The 25,272-nt window shown below is 35.0% G+C and carries 21 protein-coding genes; 14 read left to right on the top strand and 7 right to left on the bottom strand.

What is annotated here, in order from left to right:
* Positions 1-37 precede the first annotated feature (37 nt).
* Positions 38-1,201 carry a pyridoxal phosphate-dependent aminotransferase gene (locus ACN6MX_RS07575; RefSeq protein WP_419962016.1) on the bottom strand — a complete coding sequence of 388 codons (1,164 nt, stop codon included), beginning with the start codon at positions 1,199-1,201 and terminating at the stop codon, positions 38-40.
* Positions 1,202-1,285: 84 nt separating this feature from the next.
* Between ACN6MX_RS07575 and ACN6MX_RS07580 the strand changes: the two genes are divergently transcribed.
* Together ACN6MX_RS07580 and ACN6MX_RS07585 are read left to right on the top strand one after the other, a co-directional pair.
* A complete protein-coding gene (locus ACN6MX_RS07580; RefSeq protein ID WP_419962017.1) occupies positions 1,286-2,062 on the top strand; it encodes a carbon-nitrogen family hydrolase in 777 nt (258 codons plus the stop codon).
* Between the two features lie 68 nt (positions 2,063-2,130).
* Positions 2,131-2,610 (top strand): PaaI family thioesterase, encoded by a 480-nt coding sequence (locus tag ACN6MX_RS07585; RefSeq protein WP_419962018.1) that lies wholly within the window; start codon positions 2,131-2,133, stop codon positions 2,608-2,610.
* Positions 2,611-3,427: 817 nt separating this feature from the next.
* On the opposite strand, the gene ACN6MX_RS07590 is transcribed toward ACN6MX_RS07585, so the two are convergent.
* The gene (locus tag ACN6MX_RS07590) at positions 3,428-4,708 is read right to left on the bottom strand and encodes an MFS transporter (protein WP_419962577.1); all 1,281 of its coding nucleotides are present in this window, start codon (positions 4,706-4,708) and stop codon (positions 3,428-3,430) included.
* A 205-nt stretch (positions 4,709-4,913) separates the two neighbouring features.
* On the opposite strand from ACN6MX_RS07590, the gene ACN6MX_RS07595 reads away from it, so the two are divergent.
* Both ACN6MX_RS07595 and ACN6MX_RS07600 read left to right on the top strand, forming a co-directional pair.
* Positions 4,914-6,455: a Ppx/GppA family phosphatase gene (locus tag ACN6MX_RS07595; protein ID WP_419962019.1), complete on the top strand. Its 1,542-nt coding sequence runs from the start codon at positions 4,914-4,916 to the stop codon at positions 6,453-6,455.
* Positions 6,456-6,463: 8 nt separating this feature from the next.
* A complete protein-coding gene (locus ACN6MX_RS07600; protein ID WP_419962578.1) occupies positions 6,464-8,563 on the top strand; it encodes an RNA degradosome polyphosphate kinase in 2,100 nt (699 codons plus the stop codon).
* Between the two features lie 76 nt (positions 8,564-8,639).
* Here the strand turns inward: ACN6MX_RS07600 and ACN6MX_RS07605 are convergent, their stop codons facing one another.
* Entirely contained in the window at positions 8,640-8,915 is a 276-nt protein-coding gene (locus ACN6MX_RS07605; protein WP_419962020.1) for a hypothetical protein, read from the bottom strand.
* A 15-nt stretch (positions 8,916-8,930) separates the two neighbouring features.
* The gene (locus ACN6MX_RS07610; protein WP_419962021.1) at positions 8,931-9,800 is read right to left on the bottom strand and encodes a TetR/AcrR family transcriptional regulator; all 870 of its coding nucleotides are present in this window, start codon (positions 9,798-9,800) and stop codon (positions 8,931-8,933) included.
* 182 nt (positions 9,801-9,982) lie between these two features.
* Between ACN6MX_RS07610 and ACN6MX_RS07615 the strand changes: the two genes are divergently transcribed.
* The gene (locus ACN6MX_RS07615; RefSeq protein ID WP_419962022.1) at positions 9,983-11,464 is read left to right on the top strand and encodes a DHA2 family efflux MFS transporter permease subunit; all 1,482 of its coding nucleotides are present in this window, start codon (positions 9,983-9,985) and stop codon (positions 11,462-11,464) included.
* A gap of 784 nt (positions 11,465-12,248) precedes the next feature.
* Here the strand turns inward: ACN6MX_RS07615 and pepF are convergent.
* Complete coding sequence (pepF, locus tag ACN6MX_RS07620; RefSeq protein WP_419962023.1) at positions 12,249-14,063, bottom strand: oligoendopeptidase F; 1,815 nt, start codon at positions 14,061-14,063, stop codon at positions 12,249-12,251.
* 423 nt (positions 14,064-14,486) lie between these two features.
* Between pepF and ACN6MX_RS07625 the strand changes: the two genes are divergently transcribed.
* From ACN6MX_RS07625 to ACN6MX_RS07650, 6 genes are all read left to right on the top strand, one after another.
* Entirely contained in the window at positions 14,487-15,668 is a 1,182-nt protein-coding gene (locus ACN6MX_RS07625) for an ABC transporter substrate-binding protein (protein WP_419962024.1), read from the top strand.
* A gap of 86 nt (positions 15,669-15,754) precedes the next feature.
* Positions 15,755-16,630, top strand: a complete 876-nt coding sequence (locus tag ACN6MX_RS07630) for a branched-chain amino acid ABC transporter permease (protein WP_419962025.1) — start codon at positions 15,755-15,757, stop codon at positions 16,628-16,630.
* Between the two features lie 13 nt (positions 16,631-16,643).
* The gene (locus ACN6MX_RS07635) at positions 16,644-17,594 is read left to right on the top strand and encodes a branched-chain amino acid ABC transporter permease (RefSeq protein ID WP_419962026.1); all 951 of its coding nucleotides are present in this window, start codon (positions 16,644-16,646) and stop codon (positions 17,592-17,594) included.
* Positions 17,584-18,372, top strand: a complete 789-nt coding sequence (locus ACN6MX_RS07640) for an ABC transporter ATP-binding protein (RefSeq protein ID WP_419962027.1) — start codon at positions 17,584-17,586, stop codon at positions 18,370-18,372. The genes ACN6MX_RS07635 and ACN6MX_RS07640 overlap by 11 nt, the downstream gene beginning before the upstream one ends.
* On the top strand, positions 18,365-19,072 hold the full coding sequence (locus ACN6MX_RS07645; RefSeq protein WP_419962579.1) for an ABC transporter ATP-binding protein: 708 nt from the start codon (positions 18,365-18,367) through the stop codon (positions 19,070-19,072). The genes ACN6MX_RS07640 and ACN6MX_RS07645 overlap by 8 nt, the downstream gene beginning before the upstream one ends.
* Before the next feature lie 110 nt (positions 19,073-19,182).
* Entirely contained in the window at positions 19,183-20,718 is a 1,536-nt protein-coding gene (locus ACN6MX_RS07650; RefSeq protein ID WP_419962028.1) for a sensor domain-containing diguanylate cyclase, read from the top strand.
* A gap of 53 nt (positions 20,719-20,771) precedes the next feature.
* Here ACN6MX_RS07650 and ACN6MX_RS07655 read toward each other — a convergent pair whose 3' ends face one another.
* Positions 20,772-21,149 carry a hypothetical protein gene (locus tag ACN6MX_RS07655; RefSeq protein ID WP_419962029.1) on the bottom strand — a complete coding sequence of 126 codons (378 nt, stop codon included), beginning with the start codon at positions 21,147-21,149 and terminating at the stop codon, positions 20,772-20,774.
* 87 nt (positions 21,150-21,236) lie between these two features.
* On the opposite strand from ACN6MX_RS07655, the gene ACN6MX_RS07660 reads away from it, so the two are divergent.
* A complete protein-coding gene (locus ACN6MX_RS07660; protein WP_419962030.1) occupies positions 21,237-21,680 on the top strand; it encodes an OsmC family protein in 444 nt (147 codons plus the stop codon).
* A 718-nt stretch (positions 21,681-22,398) separates the two neighbouring features.
* Here the strand turns inward: ACN6MX_RS07660 and trhA are convergent.
* Positions 22,399-23,046 carry a PAQR family membrane homeostasis protein TrhA gene (gene trhA, locus ACN6MX_RS07665; protein ID WP_419962031.1) on the bottom strand — a complete coding sequence of 216 codons (648 nt, stop codon included), beginning with the start codon at positions 23,044-23,046 and terminating at the stop codon, positions 22,399-22,401.
* Between the two features lie 134 nt (positions 23,047-23,180).
* Here trhA and ACN6MX_RS07670 point away from each other — a divergent pair, with 134 nt between their 5' ends.
* Both ACN6MX_RS07670 and ACN6MX_RS07675 read left to right on the top strand, forming a co-directional pair.
* Positions 23,181-23,747, top strand: a complete 567-nt coding sequence (locus ACN6MX_RS07670) for a DUF1836 domain-containing protein (protein WP_419962032.1) — start codon at positions 23,181-23,183, stop codon at positions 23,745-23,747.
* On the top strand, positions 23,747-25,264 hold the full coding sequence (locus tag ACN6MX_RS07675; RefSeq protein ID WP_419962033.1) for an amidohydrolase: 1,518 nt from the start codon (positions 23,747-23,749) through the stop codon (positions 25,262-25,264). Before ACN6MX_RS07670 ends, ACN6MX_RS07675 begins: the two co-directional genes overlap by 1 nt.
* Positions 25,265-25,272: the final 8 nt, after the last annotated feature.

The following is a 25,272-nucleotide window of genomic DNA, read 5'->3' on the forward strand; positions in this document are numbered from 1 at the left end:
ATGAAAACTGCAGCCCTTTATAAAAGGGCTGCAGTTTTTAAAATAAATTCAGTTTTCCAATTCGTGTAATTGCTTCTTCCAAACGTTCTTCATCAACTAATAAGCCCACTCGAACATATCCTTCTCCGTATGTACCGAATCCATTACCGGCAGCAACAGCTACGTCTGCTTCTTTCAAGAGTAAATCTGCAAAAGCTTCACTTGTATAATTGTCAGGAACAGGTAACCATGCGAAGAAAGATCCTTTTGGTGCATTCACTTGCCAACCAATACTGTTACAAGATTCGATGAGTGCATTACGTCTACCTTCATATAGATCAACCAATTCCTTTACACATTCTTGACTCTCATTCAGTGCAATGGTCGCTGCATCTTGAATTGCAGGGAAGATACTAACAAATAAATGATCTTGAATGATATTAATAGCTTCAATAATTTTCGCATTTCCAACAGCAAAACCAACTCGCCATCCAGCCATATTATACGTTTTGGACAGTGTATACATTTCAATGCCAACATCTTTTGCACCATCGGCCTGTAAAAAACTTACTGGTTTCACGCCATCAAAGCCAATTCCTCCATATGCAAAATCATGGATAATGGCAATATCAGCTTCTTTTGCTAAAGTAACAGTTTCTTGGAAAAAATCTAAAGTAGCAATTGCGCCAGTGGGGTTATTAGGATAATTTAAATACATTAGTATCGCTTTTTGTTTTTGCTCCTCGGTTAAAGAGCTGTAATCAGGTAGGAAATTATTTTCCTCGATTAATGGCATAGTGTTAAACTCAACATTTGCAAGTCCCACGCCCGATAAATAGTCAGGATAACCAGGGTCCGGGAGTAGCATTAAATCATTTTCATTCATCAAAGCTAATGGAAGCTCTACTAAGCCAATTTTAGTTCCAAATAAAACAGCCACTTCCGTTTCAGGGTCAATATCCACATTATATTCTCGTTTATAGAAATTAGCTGCAGCTTTTTTAAAATCCCCAGTTCCACGAAATGGGCTATACTTGTGATTATGTGGATTAGCTGCAGCTTCTTGAAGTGCTTGTACAATATGAGTGGGAGTGGGCTGATCAGGATTACCCTGTCCTAAATTAATCACATCTCTACCTTCTAGAACTGCATCTCCTACTTTTTTTACTAGTGTAGCAAAAAACTGTGAAGGTAAATTTTTTAAACGGTTTGAAAATTCCATGTATATAACCTCGTTTTCTAATAAGTTGCATTTGTTAGTCAAATCTTATAACCTTTTTATTATTATGTCTATAGGGGTGTTGAAATGAGAATTGCATGTGTCCAGTTAAATTTGGCTTTTGGGAATCCAAAAGAAAATTTTAGAAAAGTAGAAGAAAAGATTCGAAAAGCTGCCATGTTAAATGCGGAAATCGTTGTATTACCTGAAATGTGGAATAGTGCTTATGATTTAACTCATCTTGAGGAATTAGCTGATGTAAACGGAGAAGAAACAAAAAGTCTTCTAACGAGGTTAGCTAAAGAATTACATATTCATATTATTGGAGGATCGGTTTCAACGAAAAAAGAAAATCATTTTTTTAATACGATGTATATTGTAAATAATACTGGAGAGCTGATTGCTGAATATGATAAAGCTCATTTGTTTAAATTAATGGATGAACATCTTTACTTAGAGGCAGGAGCAAGCAAAAATATCTTCACCCTGAGTGATGTCGAAATGGGTGGCGTTATTTGTTATGATTTACGTTTCCCAGAGTGGTTCCGTGTTCATTCATCTGCGGGAGCAAAAGTAATTTTTGTACCTGCGCAATGGCCAGCAACTAGAGTTGATCATTGGAAAATATTATTACAGGCTCGGGCGATTGAAAATCAATGTTTCATTGTTGCGGTAAATAGAGTTGGAGAAGATCCGAATAATTCATTTAACGGGAACTCGATGGTAATAGCACCTTGGGGTGAGGTTCTTTGGGTAGGAGCCGATGAAGAAACAATAGGTTTAGTAGATATAAATATAGAAGAAGTAGAAGAAGTAAGAAAAAGAATTCCCGTATTTAAAGATAGAAGAGTGGATATATATTAATAGATATTGCTAACTGTATTGACGTACAGATGGCTTTTTTGTATGGTTTTCTAAAGGGGGAATTATTAATGGTAGAAAAAATTCACGCGATTCAAGATGAATATCCAGAAGATTTTGCATGGTGCTACGGTTGTGGAAGAATGAACAAAGATGGACATCACTTTCGTACTGCTTGGGATGGGGAGCAGACAGTGACGATTTATGAACCAAAGGAAGAACATATCGCTATACCTGGTTTCGTATACGGTGGGCTAATTGGGGCATTAGTCGACTGTCATGGCACAGGGTCTGCTTCACTTGCATTACACCGAAAGAATGGGTTTGAGCCAGGAAGTGGAGAAACACCACCACGCTTTGTGACTGGTTCTTTGCATGTAGATTTCCTAAAACCAACACCTCAAAAAGTTGCGCTAAAAGCAATTGGCAAAGTGGAAGAAATCCATCCTAAGAAATTCAAAGTCACTACAGAAGTATTTGCGGGAGAAGAGCTTTGTGCTCGAGGTGAAGTTATCGCTGTATTAATGCCAGCAACTTTTGGAAAACAATAAAATATATAGAACCTGCGTAATAAAACAGTTGTTTTTATTACGCAGGTTCTTTTTAAAAAGATAAGATAGTTTATAAAAATGTAGTATGAACACGGGGTTTGCGCACTTTTAAAAATGAATAATACGACTGATTTCCGGTTCAGGAGGACGCGTTCCACTGCAATCAATTAGTGTGTAGTACTCCCCTAGAGGATTTAGCATAGCTTATCGCTCAGATGATAAGATTGGTCAAATTTTAGAGTGAGAACAAATTATTTGTAATCGCTTGTGCATTAGAAACGCGATTATCCAATGGTAGAGGAAGAAAGCAGATATTCTTATTTTCTTGTGGAAATAAAGAAAAGTAGTAAGTGTTTGACTCATAAAAGAGCGAAGTAGCGAACGAAATTGCATCTTCGAGAGCTCCCTCTATGAATAAGACAGTAGCGTTTCTCTAGTTATATAAGAACGCACTAGCCTGTTTCTAAGAGTTATATAAGGGTTACGGATAGACAAAAGCCATAAGATTACCGATAAAAGAAGAGGCTGGTCGTGACGAAGTCACGACCAGCCTCTTTAAAAATTCACTCGGTAATAATGTAGCTACCTGTCTGTTCCAAACACTTTGAAAACGATAGAAACAGGTTTTGAACTAAAAGGACCGGGCGTCATTTTGGCCGATTTTTCTTATGTTCTATGATTTAGCCCCTACCATTAGATTAAGTAAAGCTTGGGAATGGCATGAAAAGAGATTGTTTTTGATTTTCACTGAACGCTTTTAATATTTAAATAGATTCCAAACAAAAGACATACTAAATTCTAGTATGTCCAAACAAATTTAAGAGTTTACTATTACATCGACAGGAGGTGCTTCTTTCGGTTCTGGAACTCTTGTTAAAATGATAAAGCCGATGATAAATAAGATCACTAAACTAAATACACCATACGCAGAGTTTCCAGTTAACTGTGCAGTAACAGCTACTAATAGTGGCCCCATAATAGACGCAAATTTACCGAAGATATTATAAAATCCAAAAAACTCGTTTGAATTTTCTTTTGGAACTAATTTGCCAAAGTAGGATCTACTAAGCGCTTGTATACCGCCTTGAGAAGTTGCTACAAGCATTGCTAAAATCCAGAAATCTACTATAGTGTCTAAGAAAAATGCATAAGTACATACAATTATATAAACAATTATTCCAACATAAAGCATTTTCTTTTCAGAAAACTTAGTAGCTAATTTCCCATATAATAGAGCAAATGGAGCTGCGACAACTTGAGTGGCAAATAATACGATAAGCAAACTCGTTGAATCCAAGCCTAAATCAGAACCATAAGCTGTAGACATGGAGATAATGGTACCCACTCCATCAATATAAAAAAAGTAAGCTATTAAAAATAAAAATAGAGTTCGGTATTGTCGTATTTCTTTGAAGGTATTTCCTAATCGTTTAAAGCTTTCTAAGATTATATTTCCTTCTTTTTCGATAAAGTGAATTTGCTTCACATTTTTGAACATTGGAATGGAAAATATCACCCACCAGGCAGCCGTTATGACAAATGCAACTCGGCTTGCGTTGGTCGTTGAAATAGGAATAATTTCTTTCCCGGCCAACAAAATAATAACAATACTGAGTAAAAAAGGAATAGTTGAACCAATATAGCCAAGACTATACCCACGTGCCGATACCTTGTGCATACGTTCATTGGTTGTAACATCTACTATAAAGCCGTCGTAGAATACGTTGGCTCCAGTTGCACCGAGTGCAGCAAGTGTATAAAAGATTAATAATAATAGCCAGTTATCAAAAGGTACGAATGCAAGCATTGTAGTAAATGTAACACCTAATACAAAGAAAAAAGTAAAAAATTTCTTTTTCATCCCGCGATAATCTGCTATTGTTCCTAAAATAGGACCTATCATGGCAAGTATAAAAGTAAAAATGGCAATCGTATATCCTAGATAAGCAGTGGAATCGGCTGCATCTACACCACCAGCTTTTGCGGATTCCTTAAAAAAGATAGGAAGAACAGCTGTAGTAATGATGATTGAATAGGCAGAAGAGCCCCAATCATAAAGAGACCAACTATTCTCTTCTTTCGTGAATTTTTTCAAGATATTCATCCCTCCAACCATTATTATAAAATATTGTACATCAAATAAATAGAGAGGAGTATAATAATTCAGAAAAATGACCTAAATTTTACAATTGAATTTCTTTATAACGACAATGATATTCCTAATATCTCGATTTAAAATTTACATACTTTTAACATTCATAGAATGAATTAAGGAATAAACTATATATTGAGGAGTAAAAATTATGAAATCAAATAGCAATCAAAAAGCAATCATAGATATAGGGTCCAATTCCATACGTCTAGTAGTTTTTAGTTATGATAAATTAGTTGGTTTAAAAGAACATCATAATATTAAAATGGTGGCTAGATTGAGTATGCATATAGATGCAAAAGGCGACTTGAGTCATGAAGGTGTACATATACTAATAGAGACTTTATTAAAGTTTAAGAAAATATTAAATGATATTTCAGTGGATGATGTATTTGCAGCTGCTACCGCCGCTATAAGACAGGCGAACAATCGTGACGCTATTTTAAAAGAGGCAGAAAAACAAACAGGCATTGAAATTACCCTATTGTCTGCAGAACAGGAAGCATTTTATGGGTATCTGGCTGTTATTCATTCCACGAATATTCCCACAGCAGTAACGATTGACATGGGTGGAGGAAGTACAGAAGTTACATACTTTGAAAACAAAGAAATAAAGTTTTCCTATAGTTTTCCCTTTGGAGCAGTATCATTGAAAAAGAAATTTATTCGTGATAATTCCATCACATTGGAAGAAAAAGAAAATCTTAGTGCTTATGTAAGGGAACAATTTCACATATTACCGTGGTTACATGACTTGCAAGTACCAATTGTTGCTATTGGTGGAAGTGCGCGGAATATAGCTCAAGTAGATCAACAACGCAAAAAAAATTCTATGCATGGAATACATCAATATGAGTTAAGTGCATCGGATTTACAGGAGATTAGCTATGAATTTGCAAGATCAACCATAGAGGATTTAAAGAAAGTAGATGGTCTATCTGGTGATCGAGCGGATATTATTGTACCGGCATTAGAAACCTTTCGAGTCTTTATGGAGGTAGTAAAAGGTCCTGCTTTTATATATAGCAAAAAGGGTTTGAGAGAAGGTGTAATTTTAGCTCAGCTCATAGAACAATCTCCGAAAGATTTTAACGTAAATGACGTGACAACTAATGCTATTCGTCATGTGTTAGGGAAATTTAATGTGAATGAAAATCAATCACTTCAATTATATGAAATATTTTCAGCTATTTATCATACTTTTACAGAGTGGAAATATATTACACCACTCCGAAACAATCAATTACTACGATACGCGTTCCAACTATTTCATATTGGTAAGGAAATCGATCAAGATGCGTTCAGTCAGCATACTTTTTATCTCATTACAAATTTAACCATTGACGGAGTATCAAATAGAGAACGACTGAAAATTGCATTACTGGCATCCTATAAAAATAAGGATACCTTTAAACAATATGTAGGACCGTATCAACATATCATTAGTAATGGAGAAAATAAACAGCTTAGAGATATCGGTGCAATAATCCGTTTCATAAAAGGTATGGATGTATTGGGAAGATCCCATATAAAAAGTGTCTCCTTAAAAAAATCTGAGTATAAAATTGAAATTATATTTGTTGTTGTTGGCAATTATATGCTTGAGCAATATCAAGCGGAAAAATTTAAAAAACATATAGAGAAAATAGCGCAATTGGAAGTGAAGCTGAAGTTTATAAATGCGGAGGAATGAGATTGAAGATGGACAGCGCTGTAGAAAAACACCCCAATAACAACTATGCCTATTATAATAATAGAGAAATAAGCTGGCTCGCCTTTAATGAGCGGGTGCTAGAAGAAGCAGAAGATGAAACGAATCCATTGTTGGAACGGTTGAAATTTTTAGCTATTTTCAGCTCGAATTTAGACGAGTTTTTTATGGTTCGTGTAGCAGGATTGCAGGATCAGGTAAGAGCAGGTTTTAATAAACCAGAAAACAAAGCTGGGCTTACACCAAAAGTACAATTAAATAAAATCGCTTCTATTACAAAGGAATTAGTAAGTAGACAAATGAAAATTTACAAAGAGCTGATAGATAAACAACTTCCTGAATGTGGTATTTCGTTAGTGAAGTATACTGAATTAACTGATAGTCAAAAGAAGGAAATGCAAAAGCTGTTTGAGGATGAAATATTCCCTGTCTTAACACCAATTGCTGTGGATGCATATCGTCCATTTCCGATATTATTAAGTAAAACGATGAATATTTTAGTGATGATTGAAGATCATCAAGATGATCAATTTGAACAAAATAAAATCGCTATAGTACAGGTTCCATCTGTATTAAAAAGATTTATCCAAGTTTCTACGGAGGATGGTTCGTTTGTTGCAGTGCTGCTAGAGGATGTCATTATTGAACATATTTCTAAGTTGTTCCATGGTTTTCATGTGAAGCATGCTAATCCTTTTAGAATTACACGAAACGCGGATTTAACTATTCATGAAGAGGGTGCACGAGATTTACTAATAGAAATTGAAAAAGAATTAAAAAAGCGTAAATGGGGAGCTGTAAGTAGATTAGAAGTAAAGGTAAGTGAAATAAAACCAAAGCTACTAAATTATTTATTAGATGAGTTAGAAATAACACCAGAGGATGTTTATAAAGTAGATGGACCATTAGATACGACGTTTTTATTTTCCTTTATTAAAACTTTTGAGGGAAAATATATGGATCTTTTCTATGAACCTTTTATTCCGCAGCCGCCATTAGATATAGCTAGTGATGAGGATGTTTTTGATAAAGTGCAGAAGCAGGATCTATTTTTTCATCATCCCTATGAATCTTTTCAGCCGATTATAGACTTTATCGAAAAAGCAGCTGATGATCCTTCTGTTTTGGCTATTAAGCAAACACTGTACCGAGTAAGTGGTAATTCTCCAGTAATACTTGCTTTGAAGCGTGCAGCTGAAAATGGAAAACAAGTCACAGTTTTAGTAGAATTAAAAGCCCGTTTTGATGAGGAAAATAACGTGCAGTGGGCTAAAGAGTTAGAGAAAGCAGGCTGTCTTGTCATATACGGTATGCATAATCTAAAAACACACTCGAAAATAACTTTAGTAGTCCGTAGAAGGAATAATAGAATTGAGCAATATGTTCACTTAGGTACAGGAAATTATAATGACCATACTGCAAGAATTTATACAGATATGGGAATCATAACGGCAAATAAAAAAATAGGGTCAGACGCGACACAATTTTTTAATTTCCTTAGCGGATATACTGATAAACCGAATTACGAAAAATTAGTCGTTTCACCATATGATATACGAGATAAATTTGTTAGTTTAATAGATGAGGAAATGGAGTTTCATCAAGTATTTCAAAACGGACATATTAAGCTGAAGATGAATTCTCTTACGGATAAGGATTTAATATTGAAGCTCTATGAAGCCTCTTCAGCTGGAGTAAAAGTTGATCTGATAGTAAGAGGGACATGTTGTTTACTTCCTCAAATTCCGGGAGTTAGTGAAAATATAACAGTAACGAGTATTGTTGGGAGATTTTTGGAGCATTCCAGAATTTATTGGTTTCATCGTAATGGAGGTTCAAGGTTATTTCTTTCGTCAGCGGATATGATGACTAGAAATATGGTGAAACGCGTAGAAATATTATTTCCAGTTTTATCACCACCCATTAAAAAGAGAGTAATGGAAATTCTTGATCTGGAATTGCAAGACAATGCTAAAGCACGAGTACAGGATGAAAATGGAAGATATCATTATAAGAAGACAGATGGAGCAATTATAAACAGCCAACAAGTTTTATTGGAAAAGTCCCTAAAGCATATCCCAGAGGTATGAAATAAGAGCCATACCCAAAGACTTTTTGGGTACAGCTCTTATTATGTTGTTTACAAAAGAGGTCTGGACATATTACTTATTTAAAAGTTTTCGCTGCTTCAGAAACTTCAAATGCTAAATCATCATTTCCGAATAACTGGAGAACATAGAGAACCGATTGGGTATCTACGTCTAATGCATTCTTTTCAGTATTTTCCATTACCTCTATTAAAACCTCATTGGAAGTTTGATGCGGATAAGCTTTCCCATAAAGCTCAATTGGGTTTATATCATGATTAGCACACCACTGTACGTAAATTTGAATCATCATATTTTCATCTGCTTCATATTGTTCAATTACTTTATTTTTCATTTTAAAACCTCCGTATTAAAGAGAGTCAATTACCCTCCATATATTTGAGGATATTTCTTTGATTTCATGATTTTGAGCAGTGTCTTTTAAAATATTAGAGAAACTATTTAAAACAGTTTCCAATAAATATTTTCTTGGTTTACTATTTTTTAATTCCTCTATAATGAAGTCAATTAGCTCAATTTCTTGTAATTTCAATTTCTTTTCGTTTGTCTCTTTAAAAGTTTCTATCAATTGAATGACATGCTCTTTTGTAATGTGGACCTCATCATAGTAGTGATCAAATACAAAAGTATCAATAAGAACCTCATCAGATTCTATTAAATCTGGGATAAAGGATTCCATTCGATTCATGATGTAGTTCATTAGTTCCTCAGTAGTTAGAGTCCTTGACTTTATAGTCCATGGATGTTGCAATTGTTGAATCATGCCTAGCATCAAAATAGCACAATCCACAGAAAATTTACGAAATTTTGGTCCGAAAACTTCTACTAATCGTTTAGCTAACCATTTTACTTCCTCGTAATAGCTTTCCTTTACAACATCTCTAAGTCCTGAATCCTGAGAATGAAAGATTGCAACAAAAAGAGGGATTAAGCTTCTCTCTTTATATACTTTCATTCGGGCTATCAATTGCTGTATTAAAATATCCTTATTAGCTATGTCTTGCTGTATTAACAGTTCTCTTCTTTTAAGGGCAGTTTCTTCTTTTGCAGCTTCAATTATTGCTATTATGCATTCATCTTTTGAAGAAAAATAATTGTAAAAAGTACCTTTTGAAATTTTACTTTCATTTATAATATCTTGGACAGAGGTAGCTACATATCCTTTTTCTATAAATAACTTTTGTGCAGTCAGTAATACCTGATGTCTTCTGTTTTTCATTTTAACTCACCTTTTATACTACTAGTCTAATTTATATAATACATACTAGAACGAGTTATATCAATAGTTTAGAAGTTTGGATTATTTTGTGATTGCTTTTTTTGAACTAAGCGTATAAAATATTCAAAGTAGTGTACAACTCGTGCAATTATAGACCAAAAATATTAGGAGGAAACAGAAGAATGAAAGAAATGCAACAAAAGCCACCTTATGCCATGATTGCTATCCTATTTGTAGGAGCATTCATAGCTTTTTTAAATAATACACTGTTAAATGTAGCTTTACCTACTATCATGACTGAATTCGCAGTTAAAGCTTCGGTTGTTCAATGGCTAACAACTGGATATATGCTTATAAACGGTATTTTAATACCGGCTAGTGCGTATTTTGTAACTAAGTTCTCAAATAGAAAATTATTCATTACCGCAATGACCTTATTCTCATTGGGTACATTTTTAGCTGCTATCGCACCAGAATTTTGGGTGCTTATTTTAGCTCGTATGATTCAGGCAGCAGGCTCGGCTATGATGATGCCATTGCTAATGAATGTTATGCTAACTGCATTCCCTATTGAACGTAGAGGGGCAGCGATGGGGTTATTCGGTTTAGTAATGATCATGGCTCCGGCTATTGGACCAACATTATCCGGATTTATCATTGAGCATTATGATTGGAGAGTACTGTTTGAACTAATACTACCATTAGCAATAATCGTATTATTATTTGCTATATTTAAACTGAAAAATATTACTCCAAACAATGATATGAAACTTGATTTTTTATCACTAGGATTATCGACTATCGGTTTTGGGGGTCTGTTATACGGATTTAGTACAGCAGGCGATAAAGGCTGGGATTCACCGATTGTATATGGTACGATTGCAATAGGAGTCATCGCTTTGGTAATCTTTGTCATTAGACAATTAAAACTAGATGAACCACTGTTAAATCTTCGAATTTATAAGTATCCTATGTTCGCTTTAGCTTCTATTATTTCAATAGTAGTTTCAGCTGCAATGTTTTCAGGAATGATTTTAACACCTTTATACGTTCAAACTATTCATGGCATTTCACCACTCGATTCTGGCTTATTAATGCTCCCAGGTGCTCTAGCAATGGGGTTAATGTCTCCAGTTACAGGAAAGCTTTTTGATAAGTATGGCGCTCGCTCTTTAGCGGTTATCGGTTTAACAATAACAGCCATCGCGACATATATGATGAGTAATTTAGCTGCAGATTCAGAGTATTATTACATCATGATTGTTTATACAATAAGAATGTTTGGTATGTCAATGGTAATGATGCCTATCATGACAAATGGTTTAAATGAATTACCTATGAAGATGAACCCACATGGGACTGCAGTAAATAACACCTTACAACAAGTATCAGGTGCTATAGGCGCTGCAATATTCATCACAATTATGAATGCAAGAATGGAATCAAAAGGCGCTAGTTTATTTGAAGAAGCTGTGAAAGCAGGAAATGTGCCAACTAATGCAGATGCATTAGAGCAGTTTAAAAATCAAATTGGTATGCAAGCAATGTTAGAGGGTATTACTTTCTCTTTCTTTATCGCCACAATTGTTACAGTTGTAGCGTTAGTGCTATCATTATTCGTAAAACGAGTAGATATATCCAAAAGAAATACAGATGTAGAATAGACAGACAAAAGCACTTGCGAAAGCAAGTGCTTTTTTTAAAAGATAGGAAAGTATATAAAAATGTACCGTGAATACTGGGTTCATGAAACTTAAGAGAACAAACAATCCTATGATTTTCGTTTCAGGTGGACGCGTTCCGCGGGCATGGCTGCAGCATACTCGCTGTAAAACATATGCTCCTGCGGTTACTCGTCGCAAAGACATTGCCCAAACAAAGTTTTGCCAATGTCTTCGCTGCGGGGTCTTCAGCTCGCGCTATTCCCCCGGAGTCGCCACCTTTCACGGTGTGTAGTACTCCACTAGAAAATTCAGTATAGCTTATCGCTTAGAGGATAAGATTGGTCAAATTTTTTGTAATCGCTTTGAATTAGAAATGCAAATATTCAATGATAGAGGAAGAGAGCGGGTTTTCTTATTCACTAGTGGAAGTAAAGAGAAATAGTAAGTGTTTACCAAATAAAGAAGCGAAATAGCGAACGAAATTGTATCTTCGGGAGCTTACTCATTGTATAGGATAGTTATCTTTTCTATAGTTATCCAAAAAAGCACTAACCTGTTTCTAAAAGTTGTAGGAGGGTAAAGGACAAACATAAGCCATAAAATTACCGAAAAAAAGGGATGCTGGTTGGTTGTGATGTACGTCACAACCAACCAGCATCCCTAAAAAAACACTTGGTAATCCTATAGCAAAACGTCTGTCCAAAGCCCTTCGAAAAAGCTAGAGACAGGTTTTGACCTTAAAGGACTGGGCATGTTTTTTACCTGGTTTTTCTAATATACATTCTTATGAGTTTTGATTTATTTCCTCTGTTAATGATTCTAACTCATCTATCAACGATCCGATATAAGCAATCGTATCTTTTAGGGGCTTATCCGTCGTAATATCTACACCAGCCATTTGTGCTAGCTCTACAGGAGATTTAGTACCCCCAGCTTTCAATACCTCTGTCCATTCATCTACAGCAGTTTGACCTTCATCCAATATTCTCTTAGACACTTGAGTAGAGATAGTTAACCCGGCACTATAAGTGTATGGGTATAATCCCATATAGTAATGTGGTTGGCGCATCCAAGTAAGCTCTGCACCCTCCGTTATATCTACCGAATCACCCCAGAATTCTTCTAAGACACTGCGTTTATACTCATTTAATATTTGTGCATTTACATTTAAACCTTGATCAATGCGGTCATAAACTTTGCGCTGATACGCTGCCTCCAATAGATGGGTTACGAAATTATGATAATACGTACGAGCAACAATAGAAGAAATTACCCAACGTTTAAATTTAGGATCATCCGAATTTTTCAATAAATGGTTAGCCACTAGCATTTCATTCATTGTTGAAGGAGCTTCGATAAAGTAAAGAGAAGGGCGAGCATTAAAAATGTTCTGCTCTTTATTTGCATAATAGAAATGGCCAGCATGACCTAATTCATGTGCAAGAACAAACACTTCATTCATCCGACTAGACCATGAAATTAAAATATATGGGTGACTTCCGTAAGGGCTTGAACAAAAAGCACCAGTCGATTTTCCAATGTTTTGAGGGAAATCAATCCAGCGTTCTTCATATGCACGGTTAATCATTTCGATATATTCTTCGCCCATAACTACTAGAGCATCATCAATATATTTTTTGGATTCTTCCACGGAAATTGTTGGTTCATACGTAGGGTCCAGAGAAATTTTCAAGTCCGCGAACGTCATTTTGTCCAGACCATGTTCTTTTTGAAGTAATTTTGCATATTTACGCATATGAGGTGCAAGTTCCTTCGTGATTAGATCAATTTGTCTGTTATATAAGGAACGGTCAACGTCCTGGTTGAACAATAAGTAATCATAAATAGAATCATAACCTCGCAAATCTGATGTTGTTTTTTCCATTTGTAAGTGCATATCGTACGTTTTAGCTGTTGTATGCTGATATTCTTTTAACTTTTTGGAGAAAGCCACAAATGCTGCTCTTCTAATTTCTGGATCAGTTTCGGCTTCCCAATCATTCTCAAATGATACGTAACTAAGAGGATACTCCCTGTCATTTACCTCAAAATTTTCAAAAGAAATATCTAGCATTTTAGTTGTATCATACAATTTGTAGGGTGCTCCAAAAGAAGCAGAGTAAGCAGCAAGTGTTTTTTCTACTTCGGGATGGAGCTGGTATTTTTTCTTTTTAAGTAACTTGTCTAAGTAAAGCTGATGTGATGGAGATTTGGAGATAGCTTCTTCGATTATATTATCAGGTAGTTCTACTAGCTCACTATTTAAGAATGATAATTGACTGCTTACCTTTGCAGAGAGGGAACCAAATTTACTTGCCCTCATCTGAGCGTCGGTATTTGTTTGGTCTGTACTTAAAGAAAGACTAGCAAATGCTCCCGCGGGTACTATTTTTTCGTATAGTTTCGTATATTCTATGAGGGCATTGACTACATCAGTAGCATTTTGGATGGAGCCCTGAAAACGTTTATTAAACTCCAAAGAAGTTTTCTCGATTTCTTTTAACCCATCTTCAAAATCATTTTCAGTCTTAAACAAATCATTTAAGTTCCATGTTTCTTCCATCTTTACTTCTTCTCGTTTTGGCATTTGATTTACCATTTTATCTCTCCTTATTATTACGGATTTCGAACTATCAACAGTATATATAAAAATAACTGAAAAGTAAAAACAATAAAACTTCCATTAATTGTATGGAATATTAGTATAAATAATAAAATATATTGCATAAGTTTAAATAGAAAAATATTTTTTAAAAAATATTGGCAATCTTAATACAAGTAAATTGACCTACTAATCCTTATTTTATAAGGACTTAACGACTGTATATAAAATTTTACTTAATATAATATTGTAAATTTTCAAATAATAGTGAAAAATTAGTGTAGACTGAATTTAAAGTTTGTTTTACAATAGGGTTGTTCTTACAAAATGATAGTGTTTGAGTTTATGCTTGCAAAAGGGAGAAAGCAAGTAGTATAGCTTATAAATTCAGAATTATCAAACAAAATGGGGGTAACATTTATGAAGAAATCGAAATTTGCTTCACTTTTCCTATCATCTACATTATTGATCGGAATTCTTGCAGGTTGCGGAAGTGGGGAAGAAGCAGGAACTAGTTCAGAAGGCGGAGACACTATTAAAATTGGTGCCAATCTTGAGCTTTCAGGAGGGGTAGCATCTTATGGTACATCAGAAGCAGATGCAATTGATTTAGCTGTTGAGGAAATCAATGAAGCTGGTGGTATTGATGGGAAAAAAATCGAACTTATCAAAGTGGACAATAAATCGGATGCAGCAGAAGCGACTAATGGGGCAATTAAATTAACGAGTCAAGACAAAGTAGTAGCTATTATTGGAGCTGCAACAAGTGGTAACTCAGTTGCCCAAGTTCAAATAGCAACGGATACTAAAACACCTATGATTTCGCCTTCAGGCACAAGTACAACTGTAACTGTAGGAGAAGATGGAAAAGTAAATCCATTTACATTCCGTACGGCGTTTATCGATCCATTCCAAGGGACAGTAGCTGCTAACTTTGCTACAAACGAGTTAAAAGTAAAAACAGCTGCAGTATATGCGGACAATGCAAGTGATTACGCAAAAGGTCTTGCTGCTGCTTTTATCAAAGATTTTGAAGCAGCTGGAGGCAAAATTGTTGCAGAGGAATCTTATGTTGCAAAAGATACTGATTTCCGATCAAATCTAACTCGTATTAAATCTTCTAATCCAGAGTTTGTCTTTATCCCTGGATACTACGAAGAAGTGGGCCTTATCGTTAAGCAAGCCCGTGAATTAGGAATCACTGTTCCATTAATGGGGGCAGATGGTTGGGATTCTCCAACACTAGTCGACTTGGCTGGAGCAGATTCTTTAAATAATACATTCATTATTACTGCTTATTCATCTGAAGATCCAGATGGTAAAGCGAAAGAGTTTTCTGACAACTTTAAGAAAAAATATGGTAAAGAGCCTAACTCATTCAATGCACTTGGTTATGATACGGTTTATTTATTAAAAGACGCTATTGAACGTGCTGATTCTACAGACGGAACTAAAATTAAAGAAGCGATTGAAGCTACTGATCAATTAGACCTTGTAACAGGATTATACTCTGTTGATGAAAATCATCATCCGATTAAATCAGCAATAATTATTGAATTCGTAGATGGTAGTCAACAATTTAAAGCAAAAGTTAATCCTTAAGAATTGTGTATTTTAGGGGGGGATTGATATCCCTCCTTTTCTATTTCTAAACTAGTTGAAATCTTAAGCTATAGGAGTGAAAATTTATGGAATGGATACAGCAATTAATAAACGGTATTTCACTCGGGAGTATATACGCACTAATTGCACTAGGTTACACAATGGTTTATGGAATTATTAAGCTGATCAACTTTGCACATGGGGATGTGTTCATGGTCGGTTCGTTCATCGGCTTTTATTCTATTACTGTGTTTGGATTGGGATTTTTTCCTGCACTTATTTTATCGATGGCAGCATGTGCATTATTCGGAGTTATCATTGAGCGAATTGCGTATAAACGCTTACGTAATGCAACAAGAATTGCTGCATTAATTACAGCAATCGGTGTATCGTTGTTAATTGAATATGGAGTAATTTATATTAGAGGGGCTCAACCAGAAGCATATCCAGATGTGTTTTCCAATCGTTCATTTGCATTTTTAGGTGCTCAAATTAGCATTCAATCCATTCTTATACTTTCGGTTTCTGTTGTATTAATGATCTTATTACAGTTCATCGTACACAAAACAAAAACAGGAAAAGCGATGAGAGCTGTCTCTCATGACACAGAAGCTGCTAAATTAATGGGCATAAACGTTGATAATACAATATCTGCAACTTTCGCAATTGGTTCAGCATTAGCTGGAGCAGCTGGTGTTATATTCGGAGTATATTATACAAAGATAGATCCGCTAATGGGGGTAATTCCCGGTGTGAAAGCGTTCGTTGCCGCGGTTCTAGGTGGAATTGGAATAATTCCTGGAGCAATGGTTGGTGGATTGGTACTTGGAGTTGTTGAAACGATTGTTAGTGCTTTAGGGTTCTCTTTATGGAGAGACGCCGCAGCATTCATCATTTTAATATTAATTCTAATTTTTAGACCTTCAGGAATCTTTGGAAAAAATACACGAGAGAAAGTGTAGGTGATACATAATTATGAAAAAGTCAAAACAGTTTTGGCTATTTATTATAGCGGCAGTATTAGTATACACAGTGATTCAAGTGTTTATTGCAAATGGAACGATGAATCAATTTTATTCTAATACTCTTATATTTATAGCTATCAACATAATTTTAGCAGTCAGCCTACATCTAGTAATTGGTATTACAGGACAGTTTTCTATTGGTCATGCTGGTTTCCTAGCGGTAGGAGCTTATATTTCGGCAATCGTGACAATGAAACTCGATCTTCCCTTTTTCGTTGCCATTATTGTAGGGGGAATTGTTGCTGCTTTAGCGGGACTAATTGTAGGTATTCCAAGTTTAAGATTAAAAGGAGATTACTTGGCAATTGCAACGCTTGGTTTTGCTGAAATTATTCGTATTGTATTTTTGAATATAGACTATGTTGGTGGGGCTGCAGGGATGCAAGTTTCTCATTTAACGACTTGGACATATGCGTTTGTTTGTCTTGTCATCACCATTGTAGTAATAGTGAATTTTACTAATTCGAGACATGGGATAGCAGCTATCTCTGTTCGAGAAAATGAAATTGCATCAGATGCGATGGGGATAAATACTACTTATTACAAAGTTGCTGCATTTGCTATTGGATCCTTTTTTGCCGGGGTAGCGGGTGCGTTGTATTCTCATAACTTTTATATCATTCAACCGAGTCAATTCGGATTTTTAAAATCATTTGATATTTTAATATTTGTTGTTCTAGGTGGATTGGGTAGTCTTTCTGGCGCGGTACTTTCAGCTATTCTATTAACAGTGGTTTCTACGTATCTTCAAGGATATCCTGAAACTCGAATGATTATTTATAGTCTTGTATTAATCCTTGTAATGCTATATCGTCCGAAAGGTCTGATGGGTACAATGGAAATTACGGATTATTTCAAGCTTTGGAGAACGCCAAAAGGAGGCGATCAGCATGGAAAATAAACCTTTACTGGAAGTGAAAAATGCTGGTATTAAGTTTGGTGGTCTAAAAGCAGTACAAAACTTAAACATGACATTAAATCAAGGAGAACTTGTTGGATTAATTGGTCCAAATGGTGCTGGTAAAACTACAAGCTTTAACTTATTGACTGGTGTTTACGTTCCGACTGAAGGAGATATTCTTTTTAATGGCGAGAGAATAAACGGTTTACAGCCATTTAAAGTAACTAGAAAAGGTATTAGTAGAACGTTCCAAAACATTCGCTTGTTCAACGAATTATCTGTATTAGAGAATGTAAAAGTTGCTTACCATTCTCTTGCAACACATACAATGTTAAGTTCTATTTTACGTTTGCCTTCTCATTTTAAAGGTGAGAAAGAGATGGAAGAAAAATCATTAGAATTCCTAAGAATTTTCAAGCTTGAAAAGTACAAAGATGAACTAGCAAAAAATCTACCGTACGGTCAACAAAGGAGATTGGAAATTGCAAGAGCTCTAGCTGCAGGACCTAAATTACTTCTACTAGATGAACCTGCAGCTGGTATGAATCCACAGGAAACACACGACTTAATGAACTTAATTGGATTTGTACGTGAAAAGTTCGATTTAACTATTTTGTTGATAGAGCATGACATGAATTTAGTAATGGGCGTTTGCGAAAGAATATATGTACTCGATCATGGTCAACTTCTTGCGGAAGGATCACCAGAAGAGATCCGTAACCATCCTAAGGTTATAGAGGCTTATTTAGGGGAGGAAGTTCACGATGACAATGCTTAAAATAGAAAATATAGATGTGTTTTACGGGAATATCCAAGCGCTACGTGATGTTTCTATTACTGTTAATCAAGGAGAAATTGTTTCATTGATTGGTGCAAATGGAGCGGGGAAAAGTACGTTGTTAAAAACTCTCTCTGGCTTGTTAAAACCCAAAAAAGGGAAAATAGAGTTTCTGGACAAATCGATCTCCGGCAAACAAGCTCAATCCATTGTAAAGGCTGGGATATCCCATGTACCGGAGGGAAGACGTGTTTTTGCAAATCTTACAGTTGAAGAAAACTTAGAGTTAGGTGCATTTCTCCGAAAAGATAAACAAGGAATCCATCAGGATATGCAAAAAGTATATGAAATCTTTCCGAGATTATTAGAACGTAAAAAACAGCATTCCGGGACTCTTTCAGGAGGAGAGCAACAGATGTTAGCTATGGGAAGGGCGATTATGGCAAAGCCCAAACTCGTATTATTAGATGAACCTTCTATGGGACTTGCTCCATTAATGGTTAAAACAATATTCCAAGTGATTAAAGATATTAATCGTGAAGGTACTACTGTTTTATTGGTTGAGCAAAATGCTAATATGGCCCTATCTATTGCAAGTAGAGGATATGTTATTGAAACGGGAAGAGTTGTACTTTCTGGTTCGGCACAGGAATTACAAAATAGTGAAGAAGTTAAACTTGCCTATCTTGGCGGGCATTAATAGTAAACTACGACTATGTTTAGTCGTAGTTTTTTTCATGTTAATGTTATATGATAGATATTAATTATTAAACAGATTTCATAGCTATTCGTATTTATAGGAGGGGTTTATTGAAAACTTTAAGGTTTTGGATTTTATCACTTATCTGTTTTACTATGTTAGGGATAATAGTTAGTACTTTAACTTCCAGTTATTTTGTAACAAAAAAAAGCCTGATTGAAAATTCATTAGAGCAAAATAGAATGTATTCTATGAAATTAGGTCAAATGACGGATGAAGTTTTTTCATATATGCAAAGTAACTTGGAAGCTCGAAAGTCAGATGTGGTTAAGAATATGGTTAATCATAAAGCAGTTTCCGATATATTAGAACAAATAAATGTAAGTGGTAAGCACTTCAACTCTTTGTCCGTTATCAATGATCAAGGAATTGCGATTGCAACCACACCGAATATTGGTATTGTTGGCAATAAAATTAACTCCAATGCTGTTAAGGAAGCTTTAGTAAACAAGGAACCATTTATTTCTCAACCATATTATGCACAAACAGGAAGGCTTCTAATACTTATTTCTACCCCATTGTTTAATGGAAGTGAAAAATATATGGGAATGTTGAATGGAACTATTTATTTGGAGGAAGACAACTTTATCCATCATATACTTGCTGAACATTATTCTAAAGACGGTTCTTACGTATACGTGGTTGATCGGGAGGGGACTCTAATCTATCATCCAGATAAAACTAGAATAGGAAGCTCTGTTGAAAGTAATCTTGTTGTTCAGAAGTTAATAGAACAGAAAAGTGGGGCTCTGCAAATAGATAATACACTAGGAAATAACTTTCTGGCAGGATATACATACATAGAGAAAAGTATGTGGGGAGTAGTCTCACAGACCCCATATAAAAGTGCATTAAAGCCTTTATCCGGAATAATGTTAACGATCTTTTCATTTTCATTGCCGCTTATTCTAATTTTTATAGTTATAGCCTTCTATATATCAACTAAATTAGCATCACCATTACGAAAACTCGCCATATACACGTTACGACCTAGAGGCGGTCAAGAAGAAGCTCTTGAGATTCCTATTTGGTATTTTGAGGCAAAACAACTGACGGAAACGATTGAAAATTATAGGAAGCGTCAGGAAGAAACTGTCGATAATATGAAGACAATATCTGTGACAGATCCATTGACAGGTTTAAAAAACAGAAGATATGCAGATATTTTGTTTGACAAATTACTGGATCAAAAAGTTAAGTTTTCTTTAATCATGATAGATATTGATCATTTTAAACAAGTTAATGATAAGTTTGGGCATATTGTAGGAGATGAAGTACTCAAATTTATTTCCAAAATTTTGAAAGAATTTTGTATGGAACAAGAAGAGTGTATTCGAATTGGTGGAGAGGAATTCATCATTATACTTCCCGAAAAAGATATTCAAGAAGCATATATTCTGGGAGAACGTATAAGAAAGACTGTAGAGGATTCTAGTTCACCTATTAAGGAAAAAATTACTCTTTCTTTAGGGGTAAGTGAATATAAATGTGGTGAAACGCTAACGCAATCTATGCAAAGGATTGACTTAGCTCTCTACGAAGCAAAATCAAATGGTCGTAATAATACAGTTTTTGCAAAACCATAAGAGAATAAATGAATATCGTCTTAAAAGTAAAAAAGAGCAGGAAGGATCAGTATCTAATCCTTATGCTCGTTTTTTCTTAGTAAGTAATAAATGGCTTCAACTATTAATCCAATTACAAACCCGAAAGCAGTGAAAATAAATAAAGAGAGAATACCTGCTAAGTCACCAAATTCTTCTGGTCCAGCAATAAATGAACGATACATCTCAAAAAATCCGATTAGTAAACCAATAGCGAATATATAAAACGCTTTAGTTAATTTATAAAACAGCATGGCACCTGCTAAAACGCCGATCACTATTGAAAACGCAGCAAATGCAAGCAAGTTCATAATAACTAAATCTTGACCAAGTACATATTTAACTCCTAAAATAAGTAAAAACATTGAAATTAAAATAATTGAAATTGCAGTTTTTCCATAATTCTTTATCAATTAATTCGCCTACTTTCACTAATTAATCATACTGGAACTTTACAATATTTCCAATAGAATATGCAAAACTCGAGAGGAATGATATTAATGACAGAACATTATTTTCATCTAAAAGCGGACTGGCCAGGTAATCGTAATGATATAGGATCTATACACGCACAAAATCTCCAAACAAAAATTTCAATCCCTTCAGAAATGTATGGTCCTGGGATAGGAACAAATCCTGACGAAATGTTACTAGGAGCAGCCACGACATGCTATATTATCACACTTGCTGCCATGCTAGAGAGAAGTCAGATAGAAAAAGTATCACTCGTTGTTGAATCATCTGCTGTAGTAGATGTGACGAATGCCATTTTTACATATAAAAAAATAATACATCGACCAAAGTTAGTAATAGTTAATGAAAAAGATTCCAAAATGGCTAATCGATTATTAGTGAAAGCTGAAGATACTTGTATGATCAGTAAAGCTCTCAGAGGTAATGTGGAAATAGAGCTAGAACCTACACTGCTTGTTGGAGATCAATAAAAAAAGATTAATATAATGTAAGAAAAACCGGGTAGAAAGACGCCTGATCCTTTTAGCTCAAAACCTGTTTTTATCGTTTTCGAAGTGCTTTGGGCAGACGTTTTACTATGTTATTACCGAGTATTTTTTAAAGAGGTTGGTTGTGACTGTCGTCACAACCAACCTCTCCTTTTCCGGTAATTTTATGGCATTTTTCTGTCCGTCGCCCTCATACAACTCTAAGAAAAAGGTTAGTGCATTTTTGGATAACTAGAGATAAGATACTATCCTATTCAATGAGTAAGCTCTCCAAGATGCAATTTCGTTCGCTATTTCGCTTCTTTATGAGTCAACACTTACTATTTCTCTTTATTTCCACTAGTATAAAAGACAATCTGCTTTCTTCCTCTATCATTGTATAATCGCATTTCTAATTCAAAAGCAATTACAAATAAGTTGATCACTCTCTAAAATTTGGTCAATCTTATCCTAAGCGAAAAGAAGGCTAAATCTTCTAGTGGAGTACTACACACTAATTGATTGTAGTGCAAGGTGGCGACTCCGACGGAATGAGTGAGACAGATGAGCTATCACAACTATGCTTTAGCAACGGTGATAGCTCATCGCTCCCCCCCCCTCCCGCGGAAAGCGTCCGCCTAGAGCGGAAATCAATTTTGTTCGGATTTAACTACGATATTTTCTATTTTGAATTTGATTGTTCAATTCCGTTATACATGTTCTACAATACATATACATAAACACAAATGAAGTGAAATAATGTTCCTAATAATATGAAAATATGAAATATTTCATGAAATCCTAATTTATTTATGAATGGAATATTTGGCTTTACCCCATAAATTATTCCCCCAATAGTATAAGAGATCCCACCCAAAATTAGATAAAGTAGTCCTGTTGTACCTAGAGAGTCAGCAAGTGTTGGTGCTAAGAAAATAATCATCCAGCCCATGCCAATATAAATAGCAGTAGAAACCCATCTTGGGCAATTGAACCAAATCATTTTAAACAAAATACCACTAGCCGCTAATAATAGAATAATAATAAACAAAACATATCCCGCAGTGTTATTTAATGTAATGAGGCAAAATGGTGCGTAGGTACCAGCGATTAAAATATATATCATGGAATGATCTAGTCGTCTTAAAAATTGTATATGCTGAGCTTTTCCTATCAACCAGTGATAAGTAGCAGATGCAGCATAAAGTAAAATCATGCTAACACCAAAAACTACAATTGCAGTTAAAGTTAGGGGTGGACTGTTGATTTCTGACCCTTTCACTAACATTAGAATTAATCCTACAAGACCTAACAACGCTCCTAATAAGTGTGACAGACTGTTAAACGGCTCTCTTATATATGTATTCATGTAAATATCTCCACCTCTTCATGTAGTTTCGTTAACTACATATAAATGTATTACTATTGCAACAAATAGTCAAGGTTTACCTTGACTATTTTATAAGTTATGATAAACGTAATGTATACACTGGAGGAATATTAGTGAGCAAATCAGAAGAAATCACACAAAAATTGGATCTAAAGTCCACTATACAGGAAGAAGATATTCCGGCTATTGATTTGTATATGGACCAAGTGATTCAGTTATTTGATGCAACATATAATGAGTCTTTACGCAATGAAGATGAAAAGGTATTAACTAAAACAATGATCAATAATTATGCAAAGGGAAAATTGTTTATACCCATTAAAAACAAAAAGTATTCCAAAGATCATATAATGATGATCAGCCTAATATATCAGTTAAAAGGCGCACTTTCTATAAAAGATATTAAATCAGTGTTAGAGCCGATAAATGAAAAAATGGCCACAGAAGATTTTTCATTAGAAATTTTTTATAATTCCTGGGTGAAACTGCAACAAAAAAATGCCGTGAATTTTATTGATGAAATGAAAAGTCATGAAAGAGAAGTTGAAAATCAGGAAGCGGAGGAAATGGACAAACTAATCTTACTCATTGCTTCGCTTTCGAATATGAGTAATGCTTATCGAAAAGCGGCAGAGCTACTGGTAGATGAATTAACAGAGCTAAGAAAGGGGTCAAAGTAATGAAAACACTATGGACAAATGGAATGATTTTCACGATGGAAGCAGAAGATGATTTCGTTGAAGCGGTATTAGTAGAAGATGGAGTGATTATCAATACTGGTCCCAAAAAAGATCTTCTTCCATTAGCAGATCGTGTGGAATCACTAGATGGATTTGTCATGTATCCAGGTTTTGTTGATAGCCATATTCACTTAATAGGTCATGGTGAGAAGTTATCCTATTTAGACTTATCCACTTTTACTTCTATTAAACAAATAAAAGAAATCATTCCTTCTTATATTACTAACGAAAAATGGTATGTGACGGAAGGATGGAACGACAATAACCTAGAAGAAAATAGACCATTAACATGTGCTGATATCGACTTCATCTCTGAAACCGCAGTAGTTTTAAAAAGAGTATGTCGACATGTACTTGTAGCAAATACGACCGCCATGAATTTAGCAGGTATAACAAAAGAAACCCCAAATCCAAATGGAGGCGTAATAGGTAAAGATGAAAACGGCGAGCTTAATGGCCTATTCTTCGATGAAGCACAGAGTCTAATAACAGAGCATATACCATTACCAACTACCGATTATTTGAAGAAAATTATTGCTTCTAGTTTAGAGGACTTAAAATCGAAGGGGATAACTGGTGTCCATACAGAGGATATGGCCTATTACGGACATTATGAAGTGCCTTTACAAGCATATCGTGAGGTAGTACAAAATGATTTTAGAGTTCACCTTTTACGACATCATAATGTTTTTGAACAAATGCAGGGGGAGGAATCGTCATCTTTTATCGAATTTGGAGCAATGAAAATATTTGTAGACGGTTCATTGGGAGGTAGAACAGCATTATTATCTGAAGACTACTCGGATGAACCAGGAAAGCAAGGAGTGGAGATCCATAGCCCAGAACAGTTAGAGAGCCTAGTAAAAATGGCCCGCAACTATAAGGAGAATATTGCAGTTCATGTAATTGGTGACTTAGCTGTTGAAAAAATTGTAAACTTAATAGAAAAATATCCTGTAGCAAAAGGAAAGAAGGATCGGTTAATACATGTAAATATATTACGTGCTGACCTTGTTGAACGAATGAAAAAGCTGCCAGTTATACTGGATATACAACCAATATTCGTTGCTTCAGATTTCCCTTGGGTAAAAGATAGGATTGGATCTTCCAGATTAAAATGGGCTTATGCTTGGAAATCACTACTCAAGAAAGGATTCATTTGTACAGGAGGGTCTGACTCGCCAATCGAACTAGCTGACCCATTGCTTGGGATAGATGAAGCTGTTAATAATTCTTACTTGCCAGAACAGCAATTAACTGTATTTGAAGCCGTCTCTTTATATACATCCGGCAGTGCAAAAGCAATTGGGAGAGAAAATAAACGAGGATTGATATTACCTGGTTATGATGCAGATTTTACTATTTTGAATAATGTGCTCAAAAAAGAAGACATTCTTTCTACCTCGGTAGTAAAGACTGTAGTAGCGGGTAAAACAGTGTATGAAAAGAAAAAGTGAAACTATTC

Source organism: Psychrobacillus sp. BM2 (genome assembly GCF_048572895.1).
Taxonomy (GTDB): Bacteria; Bacillota; Bacilli; order Bacillales_A; family Planococcaceae; genus Psychrobacillus.